The sequence below is a fragment of the Thermodesulfovibrio sp. genome, from assembly GCF_049969575.1.
GTDB classification, from domain to species: Bacteria; Nitrospirota; Thermodesulfovibrionia; order Thermodesulfovibrionales; family Thermodesulfovibrionaceae; genus Thermodesulfovibrio; species Thermodesulfovibrio obliviosus.
This window is the reverse complement of the sequence record NZ_JBMFOO010000002.1, coordinates 1-12,959: the sequence shown is the minus strand read 5'-3', so window position 1 is coordinate 12,959 and position 12,959 is coordinate 1. Positions and strand designations below refer to the sequence as shown.

General features: G+C 34.6%; 15 protein-coding genes. 12 read left to right on the top strand and 3 right to left on the bottom strand.

Annotation, left to right across the window (positions count from 1 at the left end; genetic code table 11):
* From ACP5O9_RS00775 to ACP5O9_RS00720, 12 genes are all read left to right on the top strand, one after another.
* Positions 1–957: a thiamine pyrophosphate-dependent enzyme gene (locus ACP5O9_RS00775; RefSeq protein ID WP_424904708.1), complete on the top strand. Its 957-nt coding sequence runs from the start codon at positions 1–3 to the stop codon at positions 955–957.
* Between the two features lie 97 nt (positions 958–1,054).
* Positions 1,055–1,432, top strand: a complete 378-nt coding sequence (locus ACP5O9_RS00770) for an NADH-quinone oxidoreductase subunit A (RefSeq protein ID WP_428723252.1) — start codon at positions 1,055–1,057, stop codon at positions 1,430–1,432.
* The gene (locus ACP5O9_RS00765; protein WP_428723251.1) at positions 1,429–2,028 is read left to right on the top strand and encodes an NADH-quinone oxidoreductase subunit B; all 600 of its coding nucleotides are present in this window, start codon (positions 1,429–1,431) and stop codon (positions 2,026–2,028) included. Before ACP5O9_RS00770 ends, ACP5O9_RS00765 begins: the two co-directional genes overlap by 4 nt.
* Entirely contained in the window at positions 1,997–2,536 is a 540-nt protein-coding gene (locus ACP5O9_RS00760; protein ID WP_353686898.1) for an NADH-quinone oxidoreductase subunit C, read from the top strand. The genes ACP5O9_RS00765 and ACP5O9_RS00760 overlap by 32 nt, the downstream gene beginning before the upstream one ends.
* Positions 2,520–3,713 (top strand): NADH dehydrogenase (quinone) subunit D, encoded by a 1,194-nt coding sequence (gene nuoD / locus ACP5O9_RS00755; RefSeq protein WP_424904712.1) that lies wholly within the window; start codon positions 2,520–2,522, stop codon positions 3,711–3,713. The genes ACP5O9_RS00760 and nuoD overlap by 17 nt, the downstream gene beginning before the upstream one ends.
* Positions 3,713–4,714 (top strand): NADH-quinone oxidoreductase subunit NuoH, encoded by a 1,002-nt coding sequence (gene nuoH / locus ACP5O9_RS00750; protein WP_428723250.1) that lies wholly within the window; start codon positions 3,713–3,715, stop codon positions 4,712–4,714. The genes nuoD and nuoH overlap by 1 nt, the downstream gene beginning before the upstream one ends.
* 7 nt (positions 4,715–4,721) lie before the next feature.
* A complete protein-coding gene (locus tag ACP5O9_RS00745; RefSeq protein WP_353686901.1) occupies positions 4,722–5,318 on the top strand; it encodes a NuoI/complex I 23 kDa subunit family protein in 597 nt (198 codons plus the stop codon).
* A complete protein-coding gene (locus ACP5O9_RS00740) occupies positions 5,302–5,814 on the top strand; it encodes an NADH-quinone oxidoreductase subunit J family protein (RefSeq protein ID WP_428723249.1) in 513 nt (170 codons plus the stop codon). Before ACP5O9_RS00745 ends, ACP5O9_RS00740 begins: the two co-directional genes overlap by 17 nt.
* On the top strand, positions 5,811–6,113 hold the full coding sequence (gene nuoK / locus ACP5O9_RS00735; protein ID WP_353686903.1) for an NADH-quinone oxidoreductase subunit NuoK: 303 nt from the start codon (positions 5,811–5,813) through the stop codon (positions 6,111–6,113). The genes ACP5O9_RS00740 and nuoK overlap by 4 nt, the downstream gene beginning before the upstream one ends.
* A 1-nt stretch (position 6,114) precedes the next feature.
* Entirely contained in the window at positions 6,115–8,016 is a 1,902-nt protein-coding gene (nuoL, locus tag ACP5O9_RS00730; RefSeq protein WP_428723248.1) for an NADH-quinone oxidoreductase subunit L, read from the top strand.
* A 24-nt stretch (positions 8,017–8,040) separates the two neighbouring features.
* Positions 8,041–9,654 carry an NADH-quinone oxidoreductase subunit M gene (locus ACP5O9_RS00725; protein ID WP_353686905.1) on the top strand — a complete coding sequence of 538 codons (1,614 nt, stop codon included), beginning with the start codon at positions 8,041–8,043 and terminating at the stop codon, positions 9,652–9,654.
* Positions 9,651–11,027 (top strand): NADH-quinone oxidoreductase subunit N, encoded by a 1,377-nt coding sequence (locus tag ACP5O9_RS00720; RefSeq protein ID WP_424904717.1) that lies wholly within the window; start codon positions 9,651–9,653, stop codon positions 11,025–11,027. Before ACP5O9_RS00725 ends, ACP5O9_RS00720 begins: the two co-directional genes overlap by 4 nt.
* A gap of 31 nt (positions 11,028–11,058) precedes the next feature.
* On the opposite strand, the gene ACP5O9_RS00715 is transcribed toward ACP5O9_RS00720, so the two are convergent.
* From ACP5O9_RS00715 to ACP5O9_RS00705, 3 genes are all read right to left on the bottom strand, one after another.
* Positions 11,059–11,475 carry a universal stress protein gene (locus tag ACP5O9_RS00715; RefSeq protein ID WP_428723247.1) on the bottom strand — a complete coding sequence of 139 codons (417 nt, stop codon included), beginning with the start codon at positions 11,473–11,475 and terminating at the stop codon, positions 11,059–11,061.
* Positions 11,472–12,329: a universal stress protein gene (locus ACP5O9_RS00710; RefSeq protein WP_428723246.1), complete on the bottom strand. Its 858-nt coding sequence runs from the start codon at positions 12,327–12,329 to the stop codon at positions 11,472–11,474. Before ACP5O9_RS00710 ends, ACP5O9_RS00715 begins: the two co-directional genes overlap by 4 nt.
* 17 nt (positions 12,330–12,346) lie before the next feature.
* On the bottom strand, positions 12,347–12,959 hold a 613-nt coding region (locus ACP5O9_RS00705), incomplete at its 5' end, for a TIGR02186 family protein (RefSeq protein WP_428723245.1).

Below are 12,959 nucleotides of genomic sequence, written 5' to 3'. Positions count from 1 at the left end.
ATGGCTACACCATTAAATTTAAAAGAACTTTCAAAACATGAATTAAGATTCACAGCAGGACATCGTCTTTGTGCAGGATGTGCAGCACCGACTGTGGTTAAAATGATTCTTCTTGCAGCCTGTGATTGGCCTGTTGTTGTAGCATCTTCTACAGGATGTCTTGAAGTCTCATCCTGCATATCTACATATACTGCATGGAAGGTGCCATGGATACATAATGCTTTTGAAAATGCTGCAGCCACTCTTAGTGGTGTTGAAACAATGTACAGAGCATTAAAAAAACAGGGAAAGATTGACAAAGACATTAAATTTATTGCTATTTGCGGAGATGGTGGAACCTATGATATAGGATTTCAGAGTCTTTCAGGAGCAATGGAACGATGGCATAACATGCTTTATGTATGTTATGATAATGAAGCATACATGAATACAGGAATTCAGCGCTCTGGCGCAACACCAACATATGCTGATACTACTACATGTCCTGCAGGCTCAGTTATACCGGGAAAGCCTCAGCAGAGAAAGGATTTAACAAGGATTATGGCTGCTCATGGAATTCCATATGTTGCCCAAGCCAGTCCAAGTCACTGGGCTGATTTAATGAAAAAGGTTAGAAAAGCCCTTGAAATTGAAGGACCAAAATTTATAAATGTTTTTACTCCATGTAATCGTGGATGGAGAACAAGAACAGATGATGCCATACTTTTAAGTAGACTTGCAGTGGAAACCTGCTTCTGGCCTCTTTATGAAGTTGAAAATGGAGTTACAAGAGTTACTTTTAAACCAAGAGAGAAAAAGCCAGTTTTAGAATTCCTTAAAGCACAGGGAAGATTTAAACATCTTTTTGAACCTGGAAGAGAAAAAATGGTTGCTGAGATTCAGGAAATGGTTGATAAAAACTGGGAGAGACTTTTAAAAGAAGAAGAAATGTTTATTTCAAAACAAGACAGTCAATAAAACTTATCAGCTCTCTGTGAGAACATTGCAGAGAGCCCTTCTTTTTTTTTAAGCATTTTTTGTTATAATGTTTGATACTATTTTTGAAGGATGGTAAATGGGCTTGGAGGCTTTAACGCAAAGATATTTACCTGTTCTGATAGTGATAATTATTTCAATTGTTATTGGACTGTCCATGCTTTTAATTAGCAGTTTACTTCGTCCAAAAAGAGCTTATACCCTGAAACTCACTCCTTATGAATGTGGAATTCCTTCCATAGAAGATACATGGGAAAGATTTAATGTTAAATTTTATATTGTTGCCCTTGTTTTTGTTATTTTTGATGTGGAAACTATTTTTCTTTATCCCTGGGCATTAGTTTATAAAAAAATCGGTTTTTATGCATTGATAGAGATGTATCTTTTTATTTTTATTCTTTTAATTGGGTATTTTTACGCTATTGGTAAAAAAGTTTTTAACTGGAGCAAAGAATGATTCAGGTTGTTGACACAATTACAGAGCCTGTAGAGGTAGAGGAAGGCATTAAAGTTATTCCAGCAGCTAATACAATTATCACAACACTGGATAAAATAGCAAGCTGGGGTAGGCGTTCTTCTCTCTGGCCTCTTACATTTGGACTTGCCTGCTGCGCTATAGAAATGATGGCAACAGGTGCATCACATTATGATCTTGATAGATTCGGAATAATTTTTAGAGCTACACCGAGGCAGGCAGATGTAATGATTATTGCGGGAACAGTAACAAAAAAAATGGCACCAATAATAGTTAATCTATATCATCAGATGGCTGAACCAAGATATGTTATTGCAATGGGAAGTTGTGCTTGCAGTGGTGGAATTTTTAATACCTATAGCACTGTTCAGGGTGTTGATGAAATTCTACCAGTGGATGTTTATATTCCAGGCTGTCCACCAAGACCTGAAGCTTTAATTGAGGGATTATTGAAATTGCAGGAGAAAATAAAAAATGAACCTTATAAAAAAAGAGGTTGCATTTCAGGTGTTTGTTTAATTGATAAATCTCAGAGAAGGTGCAGTTATGAATCCTGCCGAAATAGTGAAAAAGATTAAAAAGCAATTTCCTGAAAATATTTTATGGTTTGTATGCTTCGGAGATGAATGTTCAATTACAGTAGAAAAAGAAAAAATAAAAGAAATCCTTGCTTACTTAAAAAATACTCCAGGATTGGATTTTAACTATCTCATAGACATTACAGCAGTTGATTATCTTGGTTTCAGAGAGCCTCGTTTTGATGTAGTTTATCATCTGATGTCCATTAAACACGGACATAGAATAAGAATAAAGGCACAGGTGCCAGAGCAAGGATGTTGTATAGATTCTGTTACAGATCTCTGGGCAACTGCAAACTGGTTTGAAAGAGAATGTTTTGATATGTTTGGCATACAATTTACAGGACATCCAGACCTTAGACGAATTCTTATGCCTGAGGACTGGAATGGATTTCCTCTAAGAAAAGACTATCCTATAAGAAGTGATCTGGGAGATAAAGAATGGGAAGTCTATAAAGAATTAAAAGAAGCTGCAAAGGCTTGGAAGGAAAATGCAGAACAGAGTTAAAACAGTAAAAGAACTTGTAGTAAATATGGGACCGCAGCATCCTGCAACTCATGGAGTTTTACGGCTTGTCCTTGAACTTGAAGGAGAGGTAATCAAAAAATGTACTCCCTATATTGGTTATTTACATAGAGGAGTTGAAAAACTCTCTGAAGATTTAACTTATGTTCAGTCTCTTCCACTTACTGACAGGCTGGATTATCTTTCAAGTATGGTAAACAATGTAGGTTTTTGTATTGCTGTTGAAAAACTTGTTGGTATTAATGTTCCTGAAAGAGCAAAGTTTATAAGAACAATGATGTCTGAGATGGCAAGAATATGCAGCCACCTTGTCTGGATTGCTACCCATGCTCTTGACATTGGAGCAATGACAGTATTTTTATATGCCATGCGTGACAGAGAATCACTCCTTGAATTATTTGAAATGGTAACAGGTGCAAGACTGACTGTAAGTTATCCAAGAGTTGGTGGCGTAAGATGTGATGTGGACAATGAATTTCTTGATAAACTTTATAAATTTACAGAGGAATTTCCAGGAAAAGTTGAAGAGTATGAAACATTAATTGACCGTAACAGAGTGTGGTTAAAAAGAACAAAAGGAGTTGGAGTAATTACTGCAGAAGAAGCTATAAACTGGGGACTTACAGGTCCAACTCTTAGAGGTTCAGGTGTTTACTATGATGTTCGTAAATTTTTCCCCTATGATGCTTATGATAAAGTGGACTTTGAAGTTCCTATTGGTAAAAATGGTGATATATATGACAGGTATCGTTGTAGAATGCTTGAGTTCAGACAATCCGCAAAAATCATAAAACAGTGCATTGAAAAACTTCCAGAAGGTCCTATTCTTGCTGAAAATGCTTTAAGAATAAGGATGCCGGAATCTCCTCTTAAGATTGATAAAAAAGATATTCTTTTTGAAATATACACTGAAGACAAACAAATTCAGGAGTTTATTCAAAAATTTACAGAAGTTTATGCCTCGGTAGAGGCTCCCCGTGGAGAGCTTGGATTTTACATTGTTTGTGATAGCTCTTCAAAGCCTTATAGAATGAGAGTTCGTGCACCTTCTTTTGTTCATGCAGGTGTTTTACCAAAATTATGTGAAGGCTCCCTGGTGGCAGATGTTATAGCAAACATAGGTTCAGTAGATATAGTTTTAGGAGAGTGTGATAGATAATGGAAACACTTTATATTATCCTGGTAGCGACTCTTAAAACATTAATTTATTTTGGAATTCTTATGCTTCATGTTGCCTATGCTACATATGCAGAGAGAAAGGTGATAGGACATATTCAATTGAGACTTGGACCAATGGTTGTTGGTCCCCATGGACTACTTCAGCCAATTGCAGATGTTGTTAAACTCATATTCAAAGAGGATATTATTCCGATAAAAGTAGATAAAGCAATTTTCAGAATAGCGCCTCTCATAAGTCTGTCTGCAGCTTTGAGCACCTTTGCTGTGATCCCTGTTAATAAAAATTGGGTTATTGCAGATATAAATGTGGGTTTACTTTATGTGATTGGTATAGCAGGGATTGGAACATATGGAATAATTTTTTCAGGATGGTCATCAAACTCAAAGTATGCTTTCTTAGGTAGTCTTCGTTCAGCAGCGCAGATGATAAGCTATGAAGTCGCTCTTGGTTTAAGTCTTGTTGGTGTTATTTTAATGTCAGAGTCCTTTAATCTGACAGAGATAGTTAATAAACAAGGTGAATACTGGTATGGAATGTTTTTATTTCCGCAGATTATTGGATACTTTGTTTTTGTTGTTGCTATGCTTGCAGAAACCAACAGACTTCCCTTTGACTTACCAGAAGCAGAAACAGAACTTGTTGCAGGATATTTTGTTGAATACTCTGGAATAAGATTTTCACTATTTTATCTTGCTGAATACCTCGCAATGTTTTGTATGTCTGCCCTTGCCACAATATGCTTCTGGGGAGGATGGACAATTCCTCCAGTTTTAATAAAAGCTTTACCAGTTCTTGAATTTGTTCCAGGCATTGTGTGGTTTCTTTTGAAGGTCTATTTTCACATATTTCTGTTTTTATGGTTGAGAGGCACTTTACCAAGATACAGATATGACCAGCTAATGGCGATTGGATGGAAGGTTTTGATCCCTTTGGCTTTGTTTAACATTGTAATTACTTCAATTTTCAAGTATTATTTGTGAGATGCCTATGAAACTGAGAGAAATTATAAATAAGATTTTTCTGATTGAAATATTTAAGGGACTTTTTCTCACATTAAGGATGCTTTTCAGTAAACCTGTAACTATTCAATATCCTTTCCAGAGAAGAAAAATTTATCCTGGATTTAGAGGCAGACATGCTCTTGTGAGAGACCCATTTACAGGAGATGGAAAATGTATTGGTTGTATGAGATGCACCACAGTATGTCCATCAAGATGTATTTACATTAAAAGAGAAAAAACAGAAAATAAAATGATTGTAACAGACTATGTTATTGATGCTTCAAGATGTATATTTTGTGCCTATTGCGTTGAAGCCTGTCCAGTATGTGCTCTGGTGCTGACAGAGGATTTTGAATATTCTGACTATATGAGAAAAAACCTCATTTTTAACAAAGAACAACTCCTTAAAAATTGGGATGAATTTGCAAGTAAATGGCCCCATGATGTTTATTTTAATAAGTTCTGGCAACCTCCAGGAATAGACCCATCAAGATGGCCCAAGACTAAGAGAGAACAAAAACCTATTCCAATTAAAAGGTTTATTGAGATAAAGAAGGAGGAATCGGATGAATCCAGCCGTTGAGCATGCTTTTTTCATATATTTTTTTGTAAGCCTTTGTATTTTAAGTATCGCTGTAATTGCCTCTAAAAATATCATTCACAGTGCTTTTTATTTATTGATTTTTCTTTTTCATGTGGCAGCAGTATTTCTTTTCTTAAATGCTGAGTTTTTAATGGTTATTCAAATTATTGTTTATGCAGGAGGAGTTCTTGCTTTATTTATTTTTGCTATAATGGTAATGAATATCAAGGAAGAGCTACGACATAAAAGATTTGTAAAATTTTCTACTGCTGGATTAGCTGCAGTTATCATATTTTTTATAAGTCTTTATATTTTCTTAAGCCATGTAAAATCCTATGAAAATGTTTTAATTGAGTCTAATACAACCTTACTTGGTAAACTTTTATTTTCTTATTATCTTTTGCCATTTGAAATACTTTCTTTAGTTTTACTTGTTGCTCTTATAGGTGGAATTATTATTGCAAAAAAGACTCCTGTTGATAGGGAGGGCAGATGACGCCTCTTAGCTGGTATTTAATTCTGAGTGCTACGGTTTTCAGTATAGGTTTGATAGGTTTTATCATAAGGAGAGACTTGATTGTAATGCTTATGTGCCTTGAAATTATGTTTAATGCCGTAAATATTGCTTTTGCCTCATTCAGTTATTATAATGCAAATCTTACAGGTCAAATTTTTGTTTTATTTTCAATAGCTATTGCTGCATGTGAGGCTGTTATTGGCCTTGCTATTGTTCTTGCTGTTGTGAGAAATACAGGAATAAATCATTCTGATGAAATTAATAAAATGAGAGGTTAAGATGAAAGAATACTATGTTTTGATTCTTCTTTTTCCTCTTGTTGGATTTCTTTTTAATATTATAGTTGGCAGATTTGTAAACTCAAAATGGGTAAGCTGGGTGGGGACTTTTTCAATACTTGGGTCTTTAATTATTTCACTTTTTGCAATTTCAGAGGTAATGCATGGTAAAACCATTGAATACAATTTATATACATGGATACTTTCAGATGATTTAAAAATCAGCTTTGGATATCTTATAGATCAACTTACAGCTGTAATGCTTTTTGTTGTCTGTTTTGTTGGCTGGCTTATTCATGTTTACTCTGTTGGATACATGCATGGTGATCCAGGATATCCAAGATATTTTGCCTATTTAAATCTTTTTGTGTTTTCAATGCTTATGCTTGTTATGGGAAATAATCTTGTTATGCTTTACTTTGGATGGGAAGCAGTGGGATTGTGTTCATACTTTTTAATTGGTTTCTGGTATGAGAAAAAATCAGCAGCTGATGCAGGCAAAAAAGCATTTATTGTTAACAGAATAGGTGACTTTGGCTTTGCTCTTGGAATATTTCTTCTGTTTATCAATGTTTATGCTTTGAATTATAATGAAGTTTTTTCAAAAATCCCGGGGCTTCAGGGTCATGCAGTGAATTTACTTGGATGGAATATTGATTTAATTACTCTTATTGCCTTACTTCTTTTCTGCGGTGCCATTGGGAAATCAGCCCAGATTCCACTGTATGTATGGCTTCCTGATGCAATGGAAGGTCCCACTCCAGTGAGTGCCCTCATTCATGCTGCCACAATGGTTACTGCTGGAGTTTTTATGGTAAGCAGACTCAGTCCTTTATACAATCTCTCTGAAACTGCTCTAACAGTTGTAGCAATTATAGGCGCTGTAACAGCCTTTTATTCAGCGACTATAGGAGTTGTTCAAAGAGATATGAAGCGTATTATTGCCTACTCAACAATTAGCCAGATTGGATACATGTTTGCTGCCTGTGGAGTTGCTGCGTATGGTGCTGGTGTCTTTCATCTTTATACCCATGCTTTCTTTAAAGCTCTGTTGTTTCTTGGAGCAGGAAGTGTAATGCATGCAATGGCTGGTGAGCTTGATATATATAAAATGGGTGGATTAAAAAAGAAAATGCCCATTACCTATATCACTTTTTTAATTGCTGCTTTAACTATTTCTGGGATTCCCGGGCTTTCTGGCTTTTTCAGTAAAGATGAAATTCTCTGGTATGCCTTTGCCTCTGCAAAACCTTACGGAAAATTTGTCTGGATCCTTTTGACAATTACAGCTGCTCTTACAGCTTTTTATACTTTTAGAATTGTTTTTGTGGCTTTTCATGGCAAATTTAGAGGTTCTGATGAGGAATTCAGACATGTTCATGAATCACCTGCAATAATGACTATTCCTCTGATAGTTCTTGCAATTGGCTCAATCATTGTTGGATACTTTTCAGTTCCTCACTTTCTTGAACCTCTGGTTAGCGAGCCAGGGATTGCAGTGCCTCATGCATATGAAAAAATCGTAATGGCAATTTCAATTATTGCAGGTTTGCTGGGAATTGGTATTGCCTGGTACATGTATATTTTAAAACCTGATGTTCCAAAAAAGCTGACAGAGTCTTTCAAAGGAGTATATAACATCCTGTGGAATAAATATTATGTTGATGAACTTTACAGCTTCCTGTTTGTAAAACCAACCTTATGGATTTCCGATAAATTCATTGAAAGATTTACAGATATAAAAATCATTGAAGGCATAGTCAATGGAATTCCGAATCTTATCTATAGACTTGGTTCATGGATAAGACCAATTCAAACAGGACAGCTTCAGCAATACGCAATATTTATGATTGCTGGAGTGGTTGTTTTTGTTTTAATAATTCTGTATCTTGGAAAATTTTAAACATGGAATAAACGAGGTTAAAAAATGCATGAAGAATTAGCCCTTAAAAATAACAGTAATATGGAACTAAGAAAACATCTTTTAATCTCTCTTGTGCTTATTATAATTGTTGGTGGAGTTAGTTTATTTTTTGCAATTGCGGTTAAAAATTTTGAGTTTCCAATACTTTCAACTCTTATATTCTTTCCTGTTGCTGGTGCAGCTCTGCTCACTATAATTCCAAGAGAAAGAGAAGAACTTATAAAGTTTTCAGCACTTATGATTTCAATTGCTGAGTTTATTTTTAGCATTCCTTTGTATATCTCATTTAACAGAACCACTCATGCGATGCAATTCAGAGAGGAGCATTTATGGATTCCTCAATGGGGAATCAAGTATTCTCTGGGAGTTGATGGAATCAGTGTTTTATTTATTCTTCTCAGCAGTCTTCTTACAATTCTCTGTGTAACAGTTTCCTGGAAAGAAATTGATAAAAAAATAAAGGAGTTTTATGCTGCTTTACTTCTTACTCATGCAGCCATGATTGGTGTTTTCATGAGTCTTGATATTTTCCTTTTTTATATTTTCTGGGAAGCAATGCTTATTCCAATGTATTTGATTATTGGAGTATGGGGTGGTCCAAGAAGAATTTACTCAGCAATAAAGTTCTTTTTGTATACCTTTGTTGGAAGTGTACTTATGCTTGTTGGAATTCTTGTTTTATATTTCCATACTGGAACTTCAGATATTCTTACATTAATGAAAATACCGTATCCTTATAAGATGCAGCTTTGGCTGTTCTGGGCTTTTTTTGCAGCCTTTGCAGTAAAAGTTCCAATGTGGCCAGTGCATACATGGCTACCGGATGCCCATACAGAAGCACCTACTGCAGGAAGCGTGATCCTTGCTGGAATTCTTATTAAAATGGGAGCATACGGTTTTTTAAGATTTAATCTTCCAATGTTTCCAGAAGCTACACTGGCAATGAAGCCTTTTATGATGATTCTTTCAGTTATTGCAATAATATACGGTGCTTTAATATGTCTTGTCCAAAAAGATTTAAAACGACTTATTGCTTACAGTTCTGTAAGTCACATGGGATTTGTAACACTTGGAATTTTTGCTCTCAATCAGCAAGGAATTCAAGGTGGAATCCTTCAGATGCTCAATCATGGAATTGTTACAGGAGCTTTGTTTTTATGCGTAGGAATTGTTTATCAAAGAACCCATACGCGTCAGATAGCTCATTATGGAGGAGTTGCCACAGTAATGCCTGCTTATTCAGCATTTTTTATGGCCTTTACTCTTGCTTCAATTGGACTTCCAGGAACAAATGGATTTATTGGTGAATTTTTGATCCTTCTTGGAGCATTTAAAGCATGGAAATTAATGTGTGTTTTTGCAGCAACTGCATTAATAATAGGTGCAGCTTATATGCTCTGGCTTTACCAGAGAGTTTTCTTTGAAAAAACAAATCCAGAGTTTCTCCATCACATCCAGGGCTATGGAGATTTAAATGCAAGAGAAATAATCACACTTTTTCCCCTTCTGGTAGCAGTGTTATGGATAGGGTTCTATCCAAATGCTTTGTTAAGCTTTATGGATCAATCAGTTAAAGAACTTATTAATCATGTAATTCAAGCGGGGGCGATAAAATGAATATACCTCAGATTCCTTTAAATTTTGATGCCTTAATTCCTGAAATTGCTCTTACAGGTTTTGCTTCATTAATTTTACTTGTTGGTTTATTAAAAATTAGAAATGAAATTTTAATATGGAGCTCTGTAATATTTTTACTGTTTCTTGCTCTGGTTGTTCCATACTTTGAAGGAGAAGCATTTGGAGAAATGTTTTTAAATGATTTCCTCGCAGTATACTTAAAGCTGATAATAATTTTTGGAGCCATAATTTCTCTGCTTGTGCTTGCTTCTTATTTAAAAGAAAAACTTATTTTGCTTAATGAAAGTATAGCCCTTGTTCTTTTTTCAGCAATTGGCATGATGCTTCTTGTATCTGCAAGAGAACTGATAAGCTTTTTCGTTTCTTTTGAACTTATGTCTCTGAGCATATATATTCTCGTTGGGATAAGAAAATATGATTCAAGGTCAAATGAAGCTGCGGTTAAATATTTCATGCTTGGCGGGCTTTCTTCAGCAATTATGCTTTTTGGAATAGCTTTTCTCTATGGAGCAACAAATACAACAGATTTTTCAGTTATGATAAAAGCTCTTTCAAATCATGTTGCTCTGGCTTATACAGGTCTTGGACTTTTCCTGATCGGACTTTGTTTTAAAATAGCACTTGTTCCATTTCATATGTGGGCACCAGATGTATATGAAGGGGCTCCAACTCCTGTTACTGCTTTTATATCAACTTTACCGAAAGTTGCTATTCTTGGTGCCTTTGGTAGAGTTTTAGTTGAAATTTTCAAAGGCTACTACATTGACTGGAGCAACTTTCTTATTGTGCTTTCAATTGCTACAATGGCAGTGGGAAATCTTTTTGCTCTTGTTCAGAAAAACATAAAAAGAATGCTTGCCTACTCCAGCATTGCCCATGCAGGTTATATAACAATTGGGTTAATTGTTGGAACATATGCAGGATTTAATGCAGTGGTTGTTTACATGCTGATTTATACATTTATGAACATTGGTGCCTTTGCGATGGTAGTAGCTTTTAATGAAGAAAATATAGAAAATTATAAAGGACTTCACAAATTTCATCCTGCCCTTGCCCTGGCAATGTTGATATTTATGTTTTCACTTACAGGAGTGCCTCCAACAGCGGGATTTATAGTAAAATTTAATATTTTTCTTCAGGCAGTAAAAGCAGGATTTACATGGCTTGTGGTGATTGCCGTTCTTTTTACAGTTGTTTCAGCTTATTACTATTTGAGAATTGTGATGTATATGTATATGAAAGAGCCCGTGAAATCACCTGCCCCAATTTATTCAAAAGACCTTGAGATAGCAGTTGTTGTCTGTGCAACAGGTGTGATATTACTTGGTATTCTGCCGATATTTTTAATATAATCAATTTTTTATGCAATAATTGGCTGGAAATCTATCTTACAACGAGAACAGGACATGGTGCTTGATTTATAATTTTAGTTATCAGGTCTTTACCAAATAACTTTTTGATTGGATTGGGTTTTTCTGCCTGTAAAATTATTAAATCAACATTTTCCTCAACTGCGGCTTCCAGAATTTTTTCCTCAATATCACCTTCTTGTACTTTTATTTTTACTAAAGCTCTTTCAGATTCAGCAATATCTTTTACTTCATTAAAAAAAATCTTTATATTGCTATTTATTATATCAGCAACATTTTTAATTCCTGTTAAATGTAAATCTCCATCATAAGGTGGAATTATTTTTAAAATAGTTACCCAGCATCCTTCGTCTTTTGCCAGTTTTATTTCGTATTTTAAAACATCATTTGAACCATTTACTGCAATTAATAATTTTCTGTAACCTTTCATTTTACAATTATTACAGGTACAGATGAATTAATAATAACTCTTTCTACATTGCTACCCATGATTGCCTTGTCAACACCTTTCCATCCATATGTTCCCATAATGATTAAATCGCAAAGCATTAAATTAGCTATTTGAACGATTTTTTCCGATATTGAACCTTCATGAACAATCTTTTTTACAGGAACATTAAATTTTAAAGCAATTTGCTCAGCTTCTGAAAGAATTTTTTTTGCCTCCTCAATTAAAGCATGTTTTATAGATTCGGTACTGAAAAACTCCATCATTTCCTGATACTTTGGAATTACATAAATTACAGAAATTGTAGCATTCTCTATTTTTGCAAGTTCACACGCTCTTTGAAGAGCCTTTTTACTGTATTCAGATTCGTCAAAGGCAACAAGAATTGATCTGTAACTTAATTCATCAGATGTAGAAGCCTTTTTTACTAACACTACATCTACTGGGGATTCCACAATAACTTTATAGGTAGTGCTACCTAAAATAAGCTTCTTAAGCCCTTTTTTACCATAAGTTCCCATAATTATTAAATCTGCTTTTTTATCTTCTGCTACTTGTAAAATTACATCAGGAGCATCTCCTTCACATATTATAAGTTCTGCCTGTATGTTGTATTTCTCTGATACTTCCTGTGTCATCTGATAACAGATCTGTTTACCCAGTATTAATCTTTGTTCCCTCTGTTCAGGACTTATAATAAATTCTTCTTCGTCAAAATATACTGCATGAACCATTATTATGTGACCCCCATGCTTTTTTACCCATCTGACAGCTTCAAACAGAGCAGCTTTGCTGAAATCTGAACCATCAAAGGCTACTAAAATATTGCTATACATTAATTTGCCTCCTTAAATTAATGAGCTTTTCCAGCTTTCTTAAACAGTACACCTACTGAAAAACCAGCCAGTATTGCAATTAATATACAAACAATTCCATAAAACAGTGAGTTATTTTTTGCCATATTTGAAAGCATTTTTAATATTCCAACTTTTTCTACGTTAATCTGGGCTTGAGCAGTATCAATAACTTTTCCATCTTTTATTTCATAAGCAGTAACAGTGTATATGCCAGGCGGAGCCTGATAGGGCCACTGAATTAAAGTATAATAATGAGTCTGTCCGTTTTCCTCGTTTTTTGCAATATCTGCTTTCACATTATATAATTTTGACTTTTCTTTGAATTTAATAAAGTCATTCCACAATTCTTCTTTTTCATTTTCATTTGAAACTGGAGTAATTTGTGCAAAGTTTTTAAGCGCTGAGTAACCTATTTTATTTTTTACTGCTTCCTGTTCGTTCAAAATGTCTTTTAACTCTTTAGTGCTTCTTAATATATAAAGATTTGGAACATTGTCAAATTGAAGATTTTCCACACTCATCCATACAAAATCAAGAACTTTCCCCTTTTTTCTAAACACCTGAGATACATCAGGAGATGTTATTTTAACAACAATATCTGAGCCAGGT